Annotated in this window: 12 protein-coding genes; 8 read left to right on the top strand and 4 right to left on the bottom strand. The window is 49.1% G+C overall.

All coding sequences use genetic code 11. From position 1 onward, the window contains the following. Window positions 1-102: 102 nt before the first annotated feature. From CUS_RS05065 to CUS_RS05055, 3 genes are all read right to left on the bottom strand, one after another. Complete coding sequence (locus CUS_RS05065) at window positions 103-1,221, bottom strand: hypothetical protein (protein WP_002847814.1); 1,119 nt, start codon at window positions 1,219-1,221, stop codon at window positions 103-105. Window positions 1,222-1,459: 238 nt separating this feature from the next. After that, window positions 1,460-2,272, bottom strand: coding sequence for an NPXTG-anchored protein (locus CUS_RS05060; protein WP_002847974.1), 813 nt, complete (start codon window positions 2,270-2,272; stop codon window positions 1,460-1,462). 343 nt (window positions 2,273-2,615) lie between these two features. Then, window positions 2,616-4,664: a glycoside hydrolase family 11 protein gene (locus tag CUS_RS05055; protein ID WP_002847764.1), complete on the bottom strand. Its 2,049-nt coding sequence runs from the start codon at window positions 4,662-4,664 to the stop codon at window positions 2,616-2,618. A 919-nt stretch (window positions 4,665-5,583) separates the two neighbouring features. On the opposite strand from CUS_RS05055, the gene CUS_RS05050 reads away from it, so the two are divergent. The 6 genes from CUS_RS05050 to CUS_RS05025 all read left to right on the top strand — a co-directional run bounded on the left by CUS_RS05050 (window position 5,584) and on the right by CUS_RS05025 (window position 14,787). Continuing rightward, a complete protein-coding gene (locus CUS_RS05050; protein ID WP_002847756.1) occupies window positions 5,584-6,132 on the top strand; it encodes a hypothetical protein in 549 nt (182 codons plus the stop codon). A 4-nt stretch (window positions 6,133-6,136) separates the two neighbouring features. Then, the gene (locus CUS_RS05045; protein ID WP_002847818.1) at window positions 6,137-6,898 is read left to right on the top strand and encodes a hypothetical protein; all 762 of its coding nucleotides are present in this window, start codon (window positions 6,137-6,139) and stop codon (window positions 6,896-6,898) included. A 67-nt stretch (window positions 6,899-6,965) separates the two neighbouring features. Then, a complete protein-coding gene (locus CUS_RS05040; RefSeq protein ID WP_037276580.1) occupies window positions 6,966-7,916 on the top strand; it encodes a glycosyltransferase family 2 protein in 951 nt (316 codons plus the stop codon). Continuing rightward, window positions 7,909-10,899, top strand: a complete 2,991-nt coding sequence (locus CUS_RS05035; RefSeq protein ID WP_002847973.1) for a YfhO family protein — start codon at window positions 7,909-7,911, stop codon at window positions 10,897-10,899. Before CUS_RS05040 ends, CUS_RS05035 begins: the two co-directional genes overlap by 8 nt. A 63-nt stretch (window positions 10,900-10,962) precedes the next feature. Then, window positions 10,963-11,772 (top strand): zinc ribbon domain-containing protein, encoded by an 810-nt coding sequence (locus CUS_RS05030; protein ID WP_002847782.1) that lies wholly within the window; start codon window positions 10,963-10,965, stop codon window positions 11,770-11,772. A gap of 720 nt (window positions 11,773-12,492) precedes the next feature. Next, on the top strand, window positions 12,493-14,787 hold the full coding sequence (locus tag CUS_RS05025; RefSeq protein ID WP_002847865.1) for a hypothetical protein: 2,295 nt from the start codon (window positions 12,493-12,495) through the stop codon (window positions 14,785-14,787). A gap of 73 nt (window positions 14,788-14,860) precedes the next feature. Here the strand turns inward: CUS_RS05025 and CUS_RS05020 are convergent, their stop codons facing one another. Next, complete coding sequence (locus CUS_RS05020; RefSeq protein WP_037276578.1) at window positions 14,861-15,415, bottom strand: hypothetical protein; 555 nt, start codon at window positions 15,413-15,415, stop codon at window positions 14,861-14,863. A gap of 138 nt (window positions 15,416-15,553) precedes the next feature. Between CUS_RS05020 and CUS_RS05015 the strand changes: the two genes are divergently transcribed. Together CUS_RS05015 and nifJ are read left to right on the top strand one after the other, a co-directional pair. Further along, window positions 15,554-15,769, top strand: coding sequence for a helix-turn-helix domain-containing protein (locus CUS_RS05015; RefSeq protein WP_002847769.1), 216 nt, complete (start codon window positions 15,554-15,556; stop codon window positions 15,767-15,769). A gap of 339 nt (window positions 15,770-16,108) precedes the next feature. Further along, window positions 16,109-19,687 (top strand): pyruvate:ferredoxin (flavodoxin) oxidoreductase, encoded by a 3,579-nt coding sequence (gene nifJ / locus CUS_RS05010; RefSeq protein WP_002847819.1) that lies wholly within the window; start codon window positions 16,109-16,111, stop codon window positions 19,685-19,687. Window positions 19,688-19,849: the final 162 nt, after the last annotated feature.

Here is a 19,849-nt window from a genome sequence, read left to right as displayed (position 1 = left end):
AAAGACCCTGCGGCATGTACCGCAGGGTCTTTGACTTTATTTTATATAGTTAACAGTAAATTTTTTTATATTGTGAAATATGTGTCGCTTACTGTGGATAGCCTATTCAGCGGTGATGCCCGAATATATCGTGCCGTCACCCAGCGGGTCAACAACATCATAACTTGCGCCTTTAGGTATGTTTTCTTCGGGAACAGCTATAACATTGTCGTCTTCGTCCAGCAGTACCATGTCAGCTATGTAGAAATCCACCAGCTGATGGTGTGTGCTTGCCCATGTCTGGAAGAATATGTAGTTGTGGTCGTTCTCCTCAAAGCCGAATGACTTTGTTGTGCCCGCATTTACACCGGGTCTGCCGACTATCTCTGTGTAAGCCCACTGGTTTATCCAGCCTGCCGTGTCGTCCTTGTCAGAACTCATATCGAAGCCTGTCAGGTTGCCCGACCACTTCTCAACATTGTTGGTGCCCATCTCGCCGCCCAGCCAGTAAATGCCTGTGCCCCAGATCTCGCCGCTGTCCGAAGCGGGTTCCTGTGCTATGGCAACTACATCGAACTTGACAGTGAATATCTTTGCCAGTTCTTCCTCATGACCCGCAAACAACTTGTCCAGGTCGATGTTCCACTTTCTCAGCATGTATACAGGTGCAACAGCGTCATCGCTCTGTTCATACAGAACATTGCCGTTTGCGTCCTGCCACTGCTGGTAAACTTCCCTGAATTTGCACATCGGTATGCCGCCAACATCCTGCACCGAGATATCCAGCACAGCTTCGTTTCCGCCGTAGCCTTCTTCGCCCGGCTTGTGTACCTCATCCTTGTGGGGATTTTCTATCTCGTTGCCGTCAGCGTCCTTGTATTTCAGGTTGTTGGTGTTTTCCTGGTCAAATGGGTAGATGAACTGGCTGACATCGGTATCAAGGGTGAATTTCAGCGAAGCATTGTCATAATTCTTAAGCCTGTCCTTGATGGCTTCCAACCCCTGAGCGCCGCCCGCTTCCTCAGCAGGAGCCTCGCTCTCAGCGGGTGCTTCCGTTTCCTTCGGTGCTTCTGTCGTGGTGGTCGTTTCAGGTGCTTCCGATTCTGCGGGAGCCTCTGTTTCGGTCGCTTTTGTGGTGGTTGTGGTATCAGCCTTTGAACTTTCGGACGATGTGTCGCCACAGCCTGCCAGCATAGCCGAACTGAGTGTGAGCGCTATCGTCAGCGCGAGCAGCTTTTTCATTTGATTAGCCTCCGTTTCGATATAAACTGTGTTCTGTCACAACATTTGGCTGAGCCATATGACAGTTCAGCCGCCTGTTGCAAAATGCCAAAATTATGATTTATAAATAAAATAACTGGCGTAAATTTGTAAATTTTGTATATTTTCACAATTTGAAGGGCGTGAAAACAGGCGCAGTTGCTGCCAACAGCGCCTGTAGCTTTACTTATTTATTGCTTTGTTATGAGTCCGCGAAAAATTACTTTCTCTTGGAAACAACTGCAACTGCACCTGCCAGTGCCAGACCAGCCAGAGCTATACCTGCGGTAGCGCCTGTTGCCTGGTTGCTGTTGTCAGCAGTAGCGGTAGCATCGCTTGCCTTGGAAGTAGTTGTTGTGGTAGTAGTTGTAGTGGTCGTGGAAGCCTTGCTGGACTCGGCAGCCTTGGAAGACTCAGCAGCCTTGCTGGACTCTTCTGCCTTAGAAGACTCCTCAGCCTTGGAGGAATCCTCAGCCTTGCTCTCTTCTGCCTTAGACTCTTCTTCAGCCTTGCTCTCGGTAGGAGCAGCAGCCTTCTCTTCGCCTGCTATCTCAATTGCGTTCATGGTAACGTCCTTGCCCCACCAAAGCTGGCAAACTACCTGTGCCCAATACTGTTCATCGGTAGGTGCGCCCCAGTACTCTTCGCCCAGTGCGCCGAACTCAAATGTCAGGCTGTACTCGCCGTCAGAACCCTCAGCAGTGATGGTCTTATCAGCGCCTTCGTTGCCCCAGTCGCCCTTAACAGTGGTGTCCTGATCCCAGCCGCTCTTATTGCTGTTGAGCATCAGACCGCCGCCAAAACCGTCAGAGTCGTCAACGCTGAACTTGAAAGTTACAGCAGTAACGGTCGCTGGATCATAAGGGCTCTTGCCCAGATCTACATAGTACTGGGAAATGCCGTCAACCTCTTTTATCTCGACATAATCCAGACCTGTGTTGTCGATGAAGGTCTTATCTGCAAAAGCAGGGATAGCTGTCATGCCTGCGATAGCCAGTGCGGACATGCCCGCAAAGATCTTAGAAATTTTCATATACGGTTACCTCCAATAATTGTAATTTCCGCAGCTGCCTTATATCTGCAACTGCTTACATATATCCATGTAACCATTTTAGTACAACTACAATAAATTGACTAACCGATTATTGCGTTGTTAGAGATGGATTTTGACCATTAATTGCGATAATCACACGTTTGTCAAAAAGTTGTATTGTCTTTTACAAGAATTTCCTGTAGTTGTCTGAAAAATAAATTTCTAAAAGCTAAAAATTTTCCATACGCCCTAACAATTTGCAAGAACATATATGCCGAAATTTACGCACTGATGGTCAAATTTTACAAAAAATCAGCCAATCGCAATTTTTGCCCAGATAGCATTATCCGATCTTCCTGTAGATAGTCCCGCCCATCATCGTTTTTTCTCTTGCCGCGAACATTTCCGACACTGTTACTACCTGCCAGCCCGCTTCTTTCAGCTTCGGTACGAACCTCTCCATAGCCTCAGCTGTAGTCGCATAGTTCTCGTGGCAAAGCACGATCGCGCCGTCAAGACTGCCGTCGTTCATTGCCTTTTCCAGCTTCTCGACTATCTGATCGGCAGTCGCCTTGTTCCAGTCGCCCGTGTCTACCGAACAAGTGATAAGCGCCGCATCATTGAGCGTTTTTGCAGTTTCTCCGCCGTCGTCAAGGTATGGCAGCCTGCACATTGCCGACGGTTCTTCGCCTATTATGCCTTTCAGCTTGACGCGGCACTTCTCATATTCGTCCCTTATCTCGGCGGGTGTCAGCTCGCTGAGGTATGGGTGTGTCATGGTGTGGTTTGCTGTCTCCATGCCCTTGTCGTGGGCATACTTTACCTGTTCTTCGGTCTTTATCCAGCTTCCCACATAGAAAAATGTTGCATGGAAGCCGTTGTCAGCTATCGTGTCGATTATCCGATAAGCGGGGTCGTCCTTTTTCGCGGCGCTTGCGCCGTCATCGAAAGCTATCGCCACCATCGGCTTATCCTTGTCTATCCATGAAATGTCAGCTGTGTTTTTTATCTCCACAGGGTCTTCAAACACGTATTCCGCATCTGTTTTCCCCGAAGAAGACTCCACTGCCTCGCCGTCATCGCCTTTGCTCTCAGCGCAGTCGATGTAGAAATCTGTCAGACTGTCAGGCGACTCAACATAAAGTATCGGGTTTACCGCACTCGCAGGTATAGTGAACGCGCTGTTCTCCAGCACAGTCCATTTACCGCTCGGAACAGTCTTCTGCGCAACTTCGTCATAGTGATCTCCGCCGTCGTCACTGTACTGCAAAGTCAGCTTCATTGTGACATCACTGCCGCTCTTCTGCAAAGCATGCACTTTGAAAGCGTAGGCACTGCCCGCCTTGAATATCTCCTGATCCAGCACTATAGAAGCGCCGTTCCAGTTGTCGGTGCGTCCGCTTACAAACAGCGAACCGCTGCCTTCCAGCGACTCGTCCCCCGACTGTATCACGGTCGAAGGACCTCTTGCCTGCCAGCTGCATTCATCGTCCTCAAAGTTACTGGTGAAGTATCCCACGCCGCCTGCAACAGGCATTACGCCGCCGCCCTCATTTTTGGTGACTTCTGGCGCAGGGTCAGCCGAATAGTTCCCGTCTATGGTCAGTTCGTTCTCGTAGATCTCCGCATGACCCTTTGACTGATATCCCTCTATATTCAGCGCGACTTCATACATATTTCCCAACTCAAGACCCACCTGTTCCCACGCATCAAAGTGCTTTGAAACAGATATCGTCCCCTCCAGCTTCGTACCGTTCATTTCGGGCTTGACCTGCCTTACGCTCCAGTACTGGTCGAAGGTCTTTGTGCCGTCTATCGATGGCTGTTCGTATCTGGTGGTCTTGTAGATGTCGTATGTGCCGCCGTCCACCGTCACAGTGCCCAGCGGTGCTGTCGCTCCGGGTGGCCTCCACGAACCCCATGTTTCTACGATGTAATATTCCACCAGCGGATCTCTCGTCCAGCCGTAAACGCACATGTAGGAGTTGCCGTCGGGCTGATAGTCAACACCATATTTAATAGAGATATTTCCAAGATCCTTATAAGTCTTTGTGCAGTCGAACTTCTGCCCCCTGCGGAACAGCGCATTGTTGATGTTGTCCCAGCTGCACTTGAATTTTCCGCCGTCCATGACGGTCATCTCGGTGTCACCGTTATCTTTCCAGAGTTCGTAGTCGTATCCGTCAGCCGAACCTGTGATATTTTCGGTGAACACCTGTTCTTCCTTATCTGTCATAGTTTCCGTCTGCCCCTCCGACCGTGTAGTTGTTTCAGCCGCAGAAACCGATCTGCTGTCATCGTCAGCCGTACCGCCGCAGCCTGCTGTCATTCCGACTGCGCAGACCAGTGCGGCAGCCAGCGCCGCGCGGCGTACAAAAAGTCTGTTTCCCATTCGGGCACCGACCTCGCTTTCCCGTAATTATAGCGATCCGCCTTAAAATTCAGACAAGATCCGGTCACAAAACCCATAAATCCCAGCTTTTGCGACCGGATTTTGTGAATTTAAAAAGTTGGATTGCTATAAAGACCACGCTCTGCCGTAACGATCGGCATTTCGGTGAACGTTAAACGCACCCATGCCATCATTATAATAGTGTACCCGACAGTTGAGCATGTTCTTTATTTTAGGTTTAACATTTTTTGACGCATTTTTCAAGTCAAAAATTGCCCTTTGACCTGTGACATCAGTCGGTTTTTGTGCTTTGTGATTATAATTGCCGTCAGTATTACCTTGATATAAATGAAATATGACCAATCGGGTAAATGCTGTGTGAGCAATATATGTGTATTTGCATTTGTGGTCATTCCGCTGACACAACGCCCGATCATGCTTTGGCTTGCCGCATTTTCAGCAGGAGTGTTAAAGGGATAGTCATATTTTCATTTATCACTTATATGTATTATAATGTATGACCCATTAAAAGTCAATACTGCGGAAAGGGACGGCATACTTTGCAAAAGAGGAAATTTTGGCAGTGTTCTGATTTGCTTGCGTATATTTTGTTGAAATATACATAGATTTATAAAAAAGTGCAACCGACATTAACACAAGTGCAATCGCGGAAGTATTGACATTCGGGGCAAAATAGCTTATAATTAAAGCATAGAAAGAGAGAACAACAAAAAGATTATCATTATATGTTTCTCCGCATATGCGGGGGGACATAGATGATGATCGCACTACAGAAAGAAAACAGGCTTTGCAGGCGGCATGGATCTTTGCCGTTTGCTGTAATATAACATTTGATGTGTCGGCGGATGACCGCATGACATGAACTTCGTTATAAGATATCATGGACGGAGGGCGGCAGGTGTTCGGAAATAAAACGGATCTTGATAAGGAACTGCGCCGCGCCGAAAAAAGCGCAAGGCGGTTCGCCGCAAAAAACGCCCGTGAAGCAAAGGAAGTGAACGATATGTTCGGCAAAAAGAATAAGAACACAACTAACTACAGCTATACCGACCTTTCACAGAACAGTTCATCGGGCAACCCTATGCTGCAGTTTTTCATAGGTTTCCTGCTGTTGGGCGGCGGGCTTTACTGGCTGTTCAACTCCTTTACCGTTGCAGGCGGTTTCGGTTTCGGCATGAGAATGTTCGGTATGCACGTATCGGGCGGCGTTATGCTTATACCCCTTATGCTGGGCATCGGGCTGATATTCTTCCTTGACGGCAAAAAGCGTTTTATCGGTTACATGACCGCCGCGCTGGGGCTTTTCGTTATAGTGATATCACTGCTGAATTCTCTTGAATTCCGCCCGAAATACGGCACCACACTTTATGTGTATGTCATCATTTTCGCGATGATAGCATCGGGTGCCGCACTTATGATAAAATCTACCATGAAGAAAAAGAGCTGACCGAATGGAACTCCTTATTGCGGGAATAATACTTTTACTGATACAGCTGCCGCTGGGCTGGACTGCGGGGTATATCCTCAAGGCGATGGGCTTTGCCCTCTGCGCTGCGGGCTTTGCCGCGCTGACAGACTTCTGCGGACAGCAAAATAAAAATGATAAGAATGACCCCCCTGACCGCGCAAGCGGGCTTGGGGGTATCGCTGTTTGGAGAGTTGTGCGGGACATGCTGCAAGCTGCTCCCGAAAGCGCTCACTTTTGTAAGTCAAGGCTGGCAGCGCTCGGCATGCTGCACAGGAACGCTGTCATTTCGGCCGGCGCGGCACTTGTAAGTGCTGGCGCGGCGGCTGTCTTTGAGTTTTTGGTGAAAAGTCCTGCGGGTGCTTATGCGGCGGCTTTTCTCGGTGCGGTGAACACTTTCACCTCGCTGAGGGTGATACTTGCCGCTGTCGGGTTTTTGTGTGAGAACGATTCGCCATCGCCCGAAAAACGCAGTGAACTGCATTTCACCGACAACCGCACCGACCTGCTTCGGCTGAAAGATATACTGGGCAAGACCGCTATCTGTATGCTGGTGAACCTCGCCTGCGACCTGCTGAACCGAATCATACCGATAGAAAGCGTGCAGACATTTGCAGGCTTCATGGCGGCGATGAGCAAGCTGACGCTCTACGTGTTCGCGATAGCGGCGGCAGTGCGCGCAAATGCGGTGAGAGAAGGCTTCTACAGAAAACACCCCGAAGCTAAAAAAGAGAGGGATAGTATATAGACCCTGACTGCCGCTTGAAGAAAAAAATATTGGCGGCGGTAATATAAAAGTGTAAAAATAAGCGGAGATGAAAAATTTGATATCTGTAATAATCCCTGCCTATAACGAGGAGGGCAATGTCGAACGCACTGCTTCGGCTGTGGGCAGGATATTGAGTGAAAATGACATTGACTATGAGATAGTCTTTATAAATGACGGTTCTGCTGACAGAACATGGCAGAAGATGCAGGCGATGGTGAACAGCGACAAACGCATCACTGCCGTGAATTTTTCCAGAAATTTCGGCAAGGAGAGCGCCATTTTTGCGGGACTTGAACTGGCGCGGGGCAACTGCGCGGTGCTGTTTGACTGCGACTTGCAGTTCCCTGTGGAAACTGTGGTCGAGATGTACCGCATCTGGGAAAAGGGCGGTGTGGATATAGTCGAGGGACGCAAGAAGTCGAGAGGTAAGGAAAATCCCGTGTACAAGGGCTTTTCACTGCTTTTCTACAAACTGATAGGCAAGGGGAGCGGGCTGGATATGCAGGACGCTTCCGACTTCAAGCTGATGGACAGGTGCGTTATAGATGCGCTGAACCGCATGCCCGAAAGACTGACCTTTTTCCGCGCAATGTCGGGCTGGGTGGGGTTCAGTACCGAAAAAGTGTGGTTCGAGGTGGCTGAACGTGAGATAGGCACATCGAAATGGAAGCCGTCACAGCTGGTGCATTTTGCGGTGAACAATATAACTTCTTTCACATCTGCGCCTTTGCAGATAGTGACGGCATTCGGCGTGATAACTTTTCTTATATCGATAATACTGGGTGTGAACACTCTTTACAATAAATTTTTCGGCAATTCCGAGGCGGGTTTCCCCACTGTTATAATACTGCAATTGCTGACTTCAAGCATAATAATGTTCAGTCTTGGGGTGATAGGCTATTACATCTCGAAGATATACGAAGAGATAAAACAGCGCCCCCGCTACATCATACGCGATATAGTCCGCCAAAGAGAGGATAAGGATAAAAATGGGTAATTCATCGGCAATGTCTGCACCGCTGACCCCGCCTGCGAAGAGGGGCAGTGCTGTCAGGCGTTTTCTTGAAAACATAGGAGGTTTCTGCATAGACAGGCGGATATACTTTGCGGTGTTCTTCCTGTCAGCGGCGATAATGTACGGGTCGTATGCTTTCTTTAAGATACACCCTATCGGTGACGGTTCGGTGCTGGTGCTTGACCTCAACGGTCAGTACGTTTACTACTATGAACATTACCGCGAAGCCTTCTGGGGCAACGAAAGCTGGATATACAGCTGGTCGCGCAATCTGAGCGGTGAGATGTTCGGCATATTCGCCTATTATCTTGCAAGCCCGTTTATGATAATAATAGCGCTGATGCCGCGACACATGATGCTTACTGCCATACTGATAATACAGCTGGCGAAAATCGGGTCATCTGCGGTGACATGCTGTTTCTTTCTGAAACGGTCGGCAAAGAAAGAGCCGAAAACGGTGTCGCTGGTGATCTTCCCGCTGATGTATGCGCTGATGGCGTACATGGTGGTACAGCTGATGGACCCCATGTGGCTTGACGGGCTGATATATCTGCCTCTTATATGTTGGGGCGTTCAGCGGCTGGTGAAAGAGGGGAAGCTGCTGCCCTATATAGTACCGCTGGCACTGATGTTCATAGCGCATTTTTACATCGGCTATATGGTGGGCATCTTCACGTTTTTCTACTTCTGCTATACCTGTCTCAGTGACCCGAAAAGGGCACTGCCGAAGAAGTTCATACTGCGGTGTCTGGCTTTTGGGGCGGGAACTGTGGTGGCACTGCTGTGTGCGGCGTGGGTGCTGATACCTGTGTACAATTCGCTGAAACTGGGCAAGTTCGAGTTTACCGAACCCGATTTTTCGCTGGCGACACAGTTCGATTTCCTGACATTCATCACAAAGCTGTTCCCCATGACTTACGATACGGTATACCCTGAGGGCATGCCGATGATATACTGCGGTACTTTGGTGCTTCTGCTGGTGCCGCTGTATTTCATGAATGAGAAGATAACCGTCAAGGAGAAAGCGGCTGACGGCATACTGGCTGCCATAATGGTGGTGCTTATGTACATCAAGCCGTGGGATATGGCTATGCACGGCTTTCAGGTGCCTAACTGGCTGCCTTTCAGGTACTCGTTCACGTTCTCTTTCCTGCTGGTGGTGATGGCGTTCAAGAGTTTTGAGAACCTTGACGGCATAACCGCGAAAAATATCGGCGGGGTGTTCTTCGGACTGATGGTCTTCCTGTTCTGGTGCGAGAGGGAGAACTACACACATTTCAAGCTGTTCATCACCCGCAAAAATGCTGAGGGAGAACCTTACAACGTGATACAGGGCATCTGGGTCAGCATGCTGGCGCTGGCGGTATATTTCGTACTGCTGTATCTGGTGAGAAAGTATCCGAAGTCAAAGGTCGCGGCGCTTTCGCTGACGATGGTGCTGACGGTGGAACTGTTCGCGGTGGATATAGACACCATCAAAAAGATAGATGTAGATGTGGCATACTCGAAGTACAGTTCTTATGAACCTTACATGTCAGACCTGAAAAAGGCGGTCGATATGATAGAGGATTACGACACGGAACCTTTCTACCGAATGGAAGCGACTTTCCACAGGACGGTAAATGATGCTATAGGCACAGGCTACAAGAGTCTTTCGCATTCAAGTTCGACCATGAATGCACCTGCGCTGACGATGCTGCACAGGCTGGGATTTGCATACGGCGGTCACTACACCAAATATGACGGCGCTACCCCGATGACTGATGCCATCTTCGATATAAAATACTTGATGGACAAAACGGGCAATGACATGTATGTCAGCAGCAGGTATAAAGTTTACCCTGAGTACAAGCTGACTACCGAGATAAGTTTCGACCATGAAAAGGTAGTTGACGGCAAGTCCACTGTTGTGCCGACCACTTTCAAGTTCTATAAGAACCCCAACGCACTTGGTCTTGGTGTGGCGGCAAAGGGTGACATAGCAGGCGTGAAGCTGGACGATGATGACCCTTTTGAGAACCAGAACAGGCTGTTCAATGCGCTGGCGGGCGAGGAGTATGACTTCTTCAAGCCTGTTGATGTGGTGAACAGCGCCAGTGAAAATCTGATGACGGTGAATACCACTGACGGTCATGTGAAATACTATCCGATGGATAACAGCACGAAGGAATGCCACATAGATTATGTGGTGCGCATGGACAGGTACAGCGACCTGTACATGTTCCTGCCGACCAAATATGAGAGAAGCTGCAACATATGGTATCAGCCCGAAGACGACTATGTTGACGGCGAGTACAAGATGGAATATGTGGGACAGTTCTTCACGGGGGACAACTACTCGATAATGAAGATAGGCAGATTTATCGAGGGGCAGGAGATACGTGTGCGCGTGACCATCGCCAATGATGACAATGAGGCTTATTGGCGCGACAAGCTGTTCTACAGCTTTGACTATGACGGTTTTGCGCAAGCCTGCGCGAAGATGCAGGAAAACTCCTTAGAGGTGACGGAGTTTGAGGACACACAGCTGACGGGCAGAGTCAACGGTGAAGAGGACGGTCAGCTTTTGTTCACGACCATACCATATGAGAATGGCTGGAACATAACCGTCAACGGAAAGACTGTCACTCCGATTAAGGCGGTCGATGACACGCTTATCGCCATACCCCTTGAAAAGGGTGAGAACGTAATAAAGATGAAGTTCTCACCGAACTACTGGCGGCTTTCGCTGGTGGTAAGCATTTTCGGTGTTATACTGCTGGCTGTCATATCTGTATGGGAACTGGGCGGCGGAAAGAAGATGATACGCGCGATGCAGTCGGAAGAAGATACGGGCGAAAATGGTGATGTTCTGCCCGAACCGAAATACAGCGGTGCGCAGGTGCCCGAACCTGTGATGATAGAGATAGACGATGAAAAAACTTTGTCCGAAAAGGCGGATAAAACGGTTGACAAAAAAGAGTGAACCGGGTATCATATAGATATATGATGGAGATAACTGGAAATAAACCACAAAGGGGAACTGAGAATGGCTAAGAAGATATACAGAAAAAAACTGACCAACAGCGGCGGCGGGGTCTGTGTGCTGACGGGTCTTGCGGCGGTATTTGCGCTGTGCGCATCTGCGGGGGACTACATCGCGGGGGCGGTGTACACGCAGTTTTACAAAAAGCAGGTATACGACATGTCTTTTGATGTGATGAAGTACATCGAAAATTACAGAGCCGCATTTGTGATGGCTGTATTTGCGCTGATAATGTTCATCTGGGCGCTGTCTGCCGCTAAGGGCAAAAAGATGGGGCGCGAGTTCGGGTGGACAGGCATATTGATGGGGCTTTGCCTGAGCATAGAGCCTGCACTGGCTGTATGGGAAAAGCTGGAAGGTTCGCTTATCAGCGACTATTTCAAGACTGATTATGACAGCGACAAATTTCGCGGCGGTGTAGAGTTAGCTAAGGGCGGTCTGCCTGTGCTGGCGGGGCTGTTCATACTGCTGGCGGGTCTGGCAGTGGTGATAAAGGTAAGCGGCGAGGACTTTATGGCTGAGGTGCCGAGAGCGGACAAAAAATCAGAAAAGTCTGCAAAAGGTGAAGAGGGTGACGCAAGAGGTTTCGGCGGCGGCACGCAGGAAGTACAGGGTCTTACAGGCGAAACGAAGCCTGCGACCTACAGCGGCACTGCTGAGGAGGCGGTCGTTTCCGAGATGGCGGGTGAGTCTGTTGGCGGTGTTTCGCAGGACAAGTCTGCAAAGAAAGCGACTGTGAACCTTTGCCCACAGTGCGGCGAACTGGTAGGGGCAGACGAGTTGTTCTGTTCCAACTGCGGTCACAAGATGTGATATGTATCAAGAAAGCAACTGCATGGAGCGGCGTTTAGCTGTTCGGTGCGGGGCTTTCTTTTTTTTGTGGGGGCGACTGCTGATGGTGGTTTTATCCTTTGGAGCGAAGAACGAACTGCGGGAGGGTGGGGCTTGCCCCCACCTTATCAGTCATCGGTATGCTTGGTGTTTCTGGTTGGCTTGCGGGCGAGGGTTTAGTGGTTTCATCTTTTTGCGTGCGGGACGAACGGCGGGAGCAAGCCCCCGCCCTACACTATTGACAGGCTTATCCTTTGGAGCGAAGAACGAATGGCAGTAGGGTGGGGCTTGCCCCAAACTTATCAGTCATCGGTATGCTTGGCTTTTTTGGTTGGCTTGCGGGCGAGGGTTTGGTGGTTTTATCTTTTTGCGTGCGGGACGAACGGCGGGAGCAAGCCCCCGCCCTACACTATTTACAGGCTTATCCTTTGGAGTGATGGAAGACCGCCGAAGACGCTATCGCTGTTTAACGCCGGCAAAGCTGTCGCGCTGATACCGCGCGCTTTTTCTCGCTCACTGCTTTGTGGTTCTATCGTGGCTTTGCTGGGCGGCATGGTTTGCTAAAACGGCTTGCTTTCGGTCATGCCAATAATTATGAATTATGAATTATGAATTGTGAATTATGAATTATTGACTTGATACGGAAAATATTGTATAATGTGTGTGATGTTTACTGTATTTCGGTGAAAGTGAGGTAATTCAATGAGAGGTAAAAAGGTCACGGCGTTTGTCTGCGCGGCTGTCTTCTGTATGGGAATTATGGCGGGCTGTGCCGATAAAAGCAAGGAAAATTCCGCTGACAGCAAGGCGGGGGAGAATGTTATGGCTGATAAAACAGAGTTCTACAACGCTCAGCCTGTCGATACAGGCTGGGAATGGTCGAATGTGGAGATAGTGGGGGGCGGCTTTGTGCCGAATATTATCTACAATCCCACAGAAGAGGGTCTTGTATACTGCCGCACCGACATCGGCGGCGCATACAAACTGAACAAGGAGAACAACAGGTGGGAGTGCATCACTGATTTTATCGGCGGTGATGACTGGAACTACATGGGCATCGAAAGCATAGCCACCGACCCTGTCGAGCCTAACCGCGTTTATCTGGCGGCAGGCACTTATTCAAATTCGCCCGGTGCTATATTCTATTCAGAGGACTACGGCGAGAACTGGGGCATTTTTGAACTTCCTTTCGGGTGCGGCGGCAACGAAGTCGGCAGAGGTGCGGGCGAAAGGTTACAGGTAGACCCCAACGACAATTCGATATTATATTTCGGCTCGCGCGCTGACGGGTTATGGAAGTCTGAGGACTATGGCAGGACATGGGCGCAGGTGGAAAGTTTCCCGACCAAAGGCGGCTATTCTGAGGACGGATACAGTCAGGGGCTTACTTTTGTGGCGTTTGACAAATCGAGCGGAGAAGCGGGCAAGGCTACGCAGACTATATTTGTGGGCGCGGCGGCGACAAACGGAAACTACATCTATCGTTCAGACGATGGCGGGCAGACATGGACTGACATCGAAAATCCTGATGCGATAACTGCTGAGGGTGACAAACAAAAGCTGAAACCCTGTCAGGGCGAGGTGTCGGCTGACGGGTATCTGTATACTTCGTGGTCGATGAAGATAGGACCGAACGGTGCGATGGACGGTGCGATACAGAAGTACAACATCGCAACGGGCGAGTGGAAGGAGATAACTCCCGAAACGGGGCTGACCTGCGGGTACAACGGCATATCGGTCAACCCGAACGACCCGAACATGATAGTATGCACCACCCTTGACCTGTGGGCGATAGTGGACAATGTGTTCGTCAGCTTTGACGGCGGTGAAAGCTGGGGAAGCATATGGTACCGTGACGAGGATAAAAACAGGGTGGACAACTACGTGATGGACATTTCATCGGCGGAATGGCTTGACTGGCAGGATCAGCTGAAACCGGGCTGGTGGATGACGGGCGTGGCGATTAACCCTTTCAATGCGGACGAGATAATGTACGGCACAGGCGCGACTATTTACGGCACGACAAATCTGACGAAGGTGGACAGCGAACCTGTCAACATTGAAGTGCGGGCTATGGGCATTGAGGAAACGGCGATATTTGACTTTGTTTCACCGATGCCGAATGATGAGAACGCGCCCGACCTCTATTCGATAATGGGCGATATATACGGTTTCAAGCATCAGGACGCGAATATTGCGCCGAAAGAACATTTCGGTGATTTCAAGTCTACCGACATAGACTGTGCGGCGCTTGACTATAATATAGTTGTACGTGCGACAGATGAGGGAAGCGGTACTATATACTATTCCACCGATGCGGCTGACACTTGGGAAGAGGTGGAAACTCTGCCTGAGGGTGTGAAGAAAGCGGGCGGCGGGAGCGTCAAGCTGTCGGCGGACGGCAAGACCATTCTCTATGCGGCAGGCGTTGCGGGCGCAGGCGTGTTCATCAGCGATGACTTCGGCGCAAGCTGGACGATGTGCGAGGGCGTGCCGTCAGCGGCGCAGATAGAGACCGACAAGGTCAACCCCGACAAATTCTACGCGGCATTTGACGGCGATGTGTTCATCAGCCGTGACAAGGGCAGGTCGTGGGAGAAGCTGACTACCCTGCTGGTATCGAGTTTCTACATGCAGGCGTGTCCCGATGTGGAGGGCGACCTGTGGATAAATATTGGAAGCGGACTGTTCCTGCTGGACACCGAAACGGGCGAACTTGGCAACATGTCGCAGGGCTTGCAGGACTGCAAGGCGATAGGTTTCGGCAAGGCTGAAAAAGACGGTGACTACATGACCATCTACATGCTGGGGCAGGCAGACGAGAAAGGCTTCGGCGTATACATGTCGCAGGACAAGGGCGCAACATGGAAGCGCATAAATGACGATGCGCACAAGTGGGGCAACGTAAACAGCGTGATCTCAGGCGACCCGAAGCACTTCGGCAGGGTGTACATAAGCACCAACGGACGCGGCATAATCCGCGGAGATGTAAGATGATTCATAATTCATAATGCGGAATTCATAATTTTTTGGTATAAGAATATCCCCTCGCGGCGGCGGGGGGATATTTTTAGAATTTATCATTTTTAGTGTTTGTTATTATTTTTAGTATTGAGATAATATCTAAGGCATTTTTATGAGCGATTAAGTAGAAAATACTATCTTTCTTGCATTCAAATGATAATGAAAGAACATCAATATAGACGGTCGGATTGCTTACATCATTTACAGTAATAATAATTTGAATTTTACGACATGTAGGGCTAAAGGTTATTGCATCGGGAGATAAAGGGTTATTACAAGTGGTAGTGCCACATTCCTCAATCAATTGATAATCAATTATATCAGAGTAATCATAAATTTTTGTACTTTTGGTTATAGCAAATGTCACGTTGCTATCAGGAAGTTGTTTGGGAATAGCCCATTTTTTTCTTTTTTCGTCAATGCAAAATAGATTGCTTATTGATTTAGTTGTTTGAAAATAGTCTATTTGCGCTTGTTCCTTCAATGCAATTTGAGTTGTTTTGATATTCTCTTTTTTCTTTTCAATATCTATAGAGATTGAGATTATAACGTAAATTGCAATTAAAAAGAATGGCAATAATCCAATTAAAAGTATATCCATATAATGATCACTCCAGTAATGGTGGGAAACACATGATATTTAATGTATCTATATTATACACGAAATATCATGTAAAGTCAAGTGTTTTTGTGAAAAAGTGTTATAATATTTTCAAAAAGCACAGAGAGGACAGCCGCCATGTACTACCGCAGACTGCGTGACCTTAGAGAAGACCATGACCTGAAACAGCGTGAGGTCGCTGAGATGTTGCAGACTACCCAGCAGGTTTACAGCGAATATGAAAAAGGTATAAGAGAGATACCGCTCCATCGTGTCATAACGCTGGCGAAGTACTATGGCGTGAGCATTGATTATATTGTCGGGCTGACTGATGTGCCTGAACCAAGAAGATAGTTCCCCGTTCGTTGAGCGGGGATATTTTCTTACCATTTATTGCGCTGTGAAGTATATATAGATATGTTGGGTTAGTATACACTAACTATTTTACACAAAAATTTATGCTAAAAAAGTGCCCTTTACGGTAAAAAAAACGGAAAAAACTCTTTACAAACTAAAAAAAAAGTGGTATACTATAAGAGTTAAAGCGGGCACTGTTTGGTAAAAATGGCTAAAATATGGCTAAGAAATTTGTGGTTCATAAGTTTCTTTTTGTTAACTTTCCCGCCGAATTTTGAGAGTTCGTTTCTCAAATCATGTCGGGCTTGACCGCCCGTAGAAAGGATGATCGTTTAAATGGCAAGAAAAATGAAAACCATGGACGGTAACAACGCTGCTGCTTGGGCTTCATATCCCTTCACAGAAGTCGCTGCTATCTACCCAATCACCCCTTCCTCTGTTATGGCAGAGGTCACAGACCAGTGGTCTGCTAAGGGTCAGAAGAACCTGTTCGGCACACCTGTAAAGGTTGCTGAGATGCAGTCGGAGGCAGGTGCTTCCGGTACAGTTCACGGTTCGCTGAGTGCAGGTGCGCTGACCACCACCTACACCGCTTCTCAGGGTCTGCTGCTGATGATCCCTAATATGTACAAGATCGCCGGCGAGCTGCTGCCCTGCGTTATCCACGTTTCTGCAAGATGCGTAGCTTCGCACGCACTGAACATCTTCGGCGACCACTCTGATATTTACGCATGTCGTCAGACAGGCTTCGCTATGCTGTGCTCTTCCAATGTACAGGAAGTTATGGATCTGGGCACTGTTGCTCACCTGTCCACAATCGAGAGCAGAGTTCCTTTCCTGCACTTCTTCGACGGTTTCCGTACTTCCCACGAGATCCAGAAGATCGAAACATGGGATATCGAAGATGTAAGAGAGATGACCAACTTCGAGAAGATCGAGGAATTCAGAAAGAACGCACTGAATCCTGAGCACCCTGTACTTAAGGGTACTGCTCAGAACCCTGATATCTTCTTCCAGGCAAGAGAAGCATGCAATCCTTACTATGATGCAGTTCCCGGCATCGTTGAGGACTACATGAACAAGGTAAATGCCAAGATAGGCACTGATTACAAGCTGTTCAACTACTACGGCGCTGAAGATGCTACTCACGTTATCGTAGCTATGGGTTCTGTTTGCGATACTATCGAAGAAACCATCGACTACCTGAACGCTAATGAGGGCACAAAGCTGGGTCTGGTAAAGGTAAGACTGTACAGACCTTTCGCAGCTGACAGATTGGTAGCTGCTATACCTGCAACTGCTGAGCAGATCACTGTTCTGGACAGAACAAAGGAACCCGGTTCTCTGGGCGAGCCTCTGTATCTTGACGTTGTTGCTGCACTGAAGGGCACTCAGTTCCACGATATCCCCGTTGCAAGCGGCAGATACGGTCTGGGTTCAAAGGATACCACTCCCGACCAGATCAAGGCTGTTTACTGGAATGCAAGCTGGAAGGAGAACTACAAGCCTCGCTTCACTCTGGGCATCGTTGATGATGTTACCAACCTGTCACTGGAGACCGAGGGCAAGCTGGACTCTGCACCCGCAGGCACAACTGCATGTAAGTTCTGGGGTCTGGGCGCTGACGGTACTGTTGGTGCTAACAAGAACTCCATCAAGATAATAGGCGACCACACCGACCTGTTCGCACAGGCATACTTCGCATATGACTCCAAGAAGTCGGGCGGTGTTACCGTTTCCCACCTGAGATTTGGTAAGACTCCTATCAAGTCCACCTACCTCATCAATCAGGCTGACTTCGTAGCATGTCACAACGAGTCGTACATCAACAAGTACAACATCGTAAACGACATCAAGCCGGGCGGAACATTCCTGCTGAACTGCCAGTGGGACGAGGCTGACCTCGAAAAGCATCTGCCGGGTCAGGTAAAGAGATATATCGCTGAGAACAACATCAAGTTCTACACCATCAACGGCGTAAAGATCGGTAAGGAGATCGGTCTGGGCAACAGGATCAATACTGTGCTCCAGTCTGCATTCTTCAAGCTGTCCGGCATCATTCCTATGGAAGACGCTATCAAGTACATGAAGGACGCTGCTACTGCTTCTTACTCCAAGAAGGGTGAAGCTATCGTTAAGATGAACCACGATGCTATCGACGCAGGCTACCAGCAGGTAGTTGAGGTAAAGGTACCTGAGAGCTGGAAGAAGGCTAAGGATACCGAGATGGGTATGCCTAAGGTTACCGAGAAGCAGGAGAAGAACAAGACTCTGCGCGACTTCGTTAACAATATCCAGATACCTTGCAACGCTCAGGAAGGTAACTCACTGCCTGTATCCACATTCAAGGATATGGCTGACGGTGTATTCCCTCAGGGTTCTGCTGCATTCGAGAAGAGAGGTATCGCAGTAGATGTTCCTGCTTGGAACGGTGAGAACTGCATACAGTGTAACTTCTGCTCTTATGTATGTCCTCACGCTGTCATCAGACCTGTTATCATGACTGATGATGAACTGGCTAAGGCTCCTGCACTTGCTAAGGAGAAGGCTGTTCCTGTAACAGGCATGGCAGGTTATAACTTCGTTATGACTATGTCTGCACTGGACTGCACAGGCTGCGGTTCATGCGTAAACGTATGCCCCGGCAAGAAGGGCAACAAGGCTCTGAACATGATGCCTCTGGAGAGCCAGCTGGCTGAGCAGGAGGTATTCAACTACGCTCTGACTCTGGCTGACAAGCCTGAGGTTCACGAGAAGTTCAAGGAAACTACAGTTAAGGGCTCGCAGTTCAAGCAGCCTCTGCTGGAATTCTCCGGCGCATGCGCAGGCTGCGGCGAAACTCCTTATGCTAAGCTGATAACTCAGCTGTTCGGTGACAGAATGTACATTGCTAACGCAACAGGCTGCTCGTCCATCTGGGGCGGTTCCGCACCTTCAACTCCTTACACTGTAAACAAGGAAGGCAAGGGTCCTGCTTGGGCTAACTCCCTGTTCGAGGATAACGCTGAGTACGGTTACGGTATGTTCCTGGCACAGTCTACCATCAGAAACAGAACTATCGCTAAGGTTCTGGAACTGAGCAAGACTACTAAGGCTGCAGGCGTTAAGGAAGCTGCTGAGGCTTACCTGAGCACAGTTGATGACGGTGCTGCTAACAAGGCTGCTACCGCTGAACTGATCGCTGCTCTGAAGAAGTCCAAGAGCGCAGCTGCTGACGAGATCCTGAAGGACGCAGATTATCTGGCTAAGAAGTCCATGTGGATATTCGGCGGCGACGGCTGGGCTTATGATATAGGCTTCTCCGGCGTTGACCACGTACTGGCATCGGGCGAGGACGTTAACATCTTCGTATTCGATACCGAGGTTTACTCCAACACAGGCGGACAGTCCTCCAAGTCTACTCCTACAGGTGCTATCGCACAGTTCGCGGCAGCAGGTAAGGAAGTTAAGAAGAAGGATCTGGCTGGTATAGCTATGAGCTATGGCTACGTTTACGTTGCACACGTTGCAATGGGCGCAGACATGAACCAGTGCCTGAAGGCTATCAGCGAGGCTGAGAGCTATCACGGTCCTTCCATCATCATCGGTTATGCACCTTGCATCAACCACGGTATCAAGGGCGGCATGAAGCTGGCTCAGACTGAGGAGAAGAAGGCTGTTCAGGCAGGTTACTGGCATCTGTACAGATATGATCCTCGTCTGAAGGCTGAGGGCAAGAACCCATTCATTCTGGATTCTAAGGCTCCTTCTGCTGATTACAGAGAGTTCATCATGGGCGAAGTTCGTTACAACGCTCTGGCTAGACAGAATCCTGAGAGAGCTGAGAAGCTGTTCTCTAAGGCTGAGCAGAATGCAAAGGATAGATATGACTATCTGCTGAGATATGCTAAGCTGTACAACACTGAGGAGAAGTAATCCTTAAAGTGAGATAAATTTCCGCCGTACCTGCGGGTGCGGCGGATTTTTTTGTTGACAAAAACTGCGATGTGAGGTATGATAGTATCAGGGCAGGAAGTCTGTAAAACCGCGCAGACAGGGCGTGTCAAAGAGATTTGACAACGATTTTTCGCGGTTGTA

Origin of the sequence: Hominimerdicola alba 8, from assembly GCF_000178155.2 — a bacterium.
GTDB lineage: Bacteria > Bacillota > Clostridia > Oscillospirales > Ruminococcaceae > Hominimerdicola > Hominimerdicola alba_C.
Note: the sequence above shows the minus strand (reverse complement) of the source record. Positions and strands in the feature narration are given on the sequence as shown.

Coding starts and splice junctions, on each gene's coding strand:
- CUS_RS05020 (WP_037276578.1), bottom strand. CDS start 15,415: ATGGATATACTTTTAATTGGATTATTGCCATTCTTTTTAATTGCAATT.
- CUS_RS05040 (WP_037276580.1), top strand. CDS start 6,966: ATGAAAAATTTGATATCTGTAATAATCCCTGCCTATAACGAGGAGGGC.
- nifJ (WP_002847819.1), top strand. CDS start 16,109: ATGGCAAGAAAAATGAAAACCATGGACGGTAACAACGCTGCTGCTTGG.
- CUS_RS05045 (WP_002847818.1), top strand. CDS start 6,137: ATGGAACTCCTTATTGCGGGAATAATACTTTTACTGATACAGCTGCCG.
- CUS_RS05060 (WP_002847974.1), bottom strand. CDS start 2,272: ATGAAAATTTCTAAGATCTTTGCGGGCATGTCCGCACTGGCTATCGCA.
- CUS_RS05030 (WP_002847782.1), top strand. CDS start 10,963: ATGGCTAAGAAGATATACAGAAAAAAACTGACCAACAGCGGCGGCGGG.
- CUS_RS05055 (WP_002847764.1), bottom strand. CDS start 4,664: ATGGGAAACAGACTTTTTGTACGCCGCGCGGCGCTGGCTGCCGCACTG.
- CUS_RS05035 (WP_002847973.1), top strand. CDS start 7,909: ATGGGTAATTCATCGGCAATGTCTGCACCGCTGACCCCGCCTGCGAAG.
- CUS_RS05015 (WP_002847769.1), top strand. CDS start 15,554: ATGTACTACCGCAGACTGCGTGACCTTAGAGAAGACCATGACCTGAAA.
- CUS_RS05025 (WP_002847865.1), top strand. CDS start 12,493: ATGAGAGGTAAAAAGGTCACGGCGTTTGTCTGCGCGGCTGTCTTCTGT.
- CUS_RS05065 (WP_002847814.1), bottom strand. CDS start 1,221: ATGAAAAAGCTGCTCGCGCTGACGATAGCGCTCACACTCAGTTCGGCT.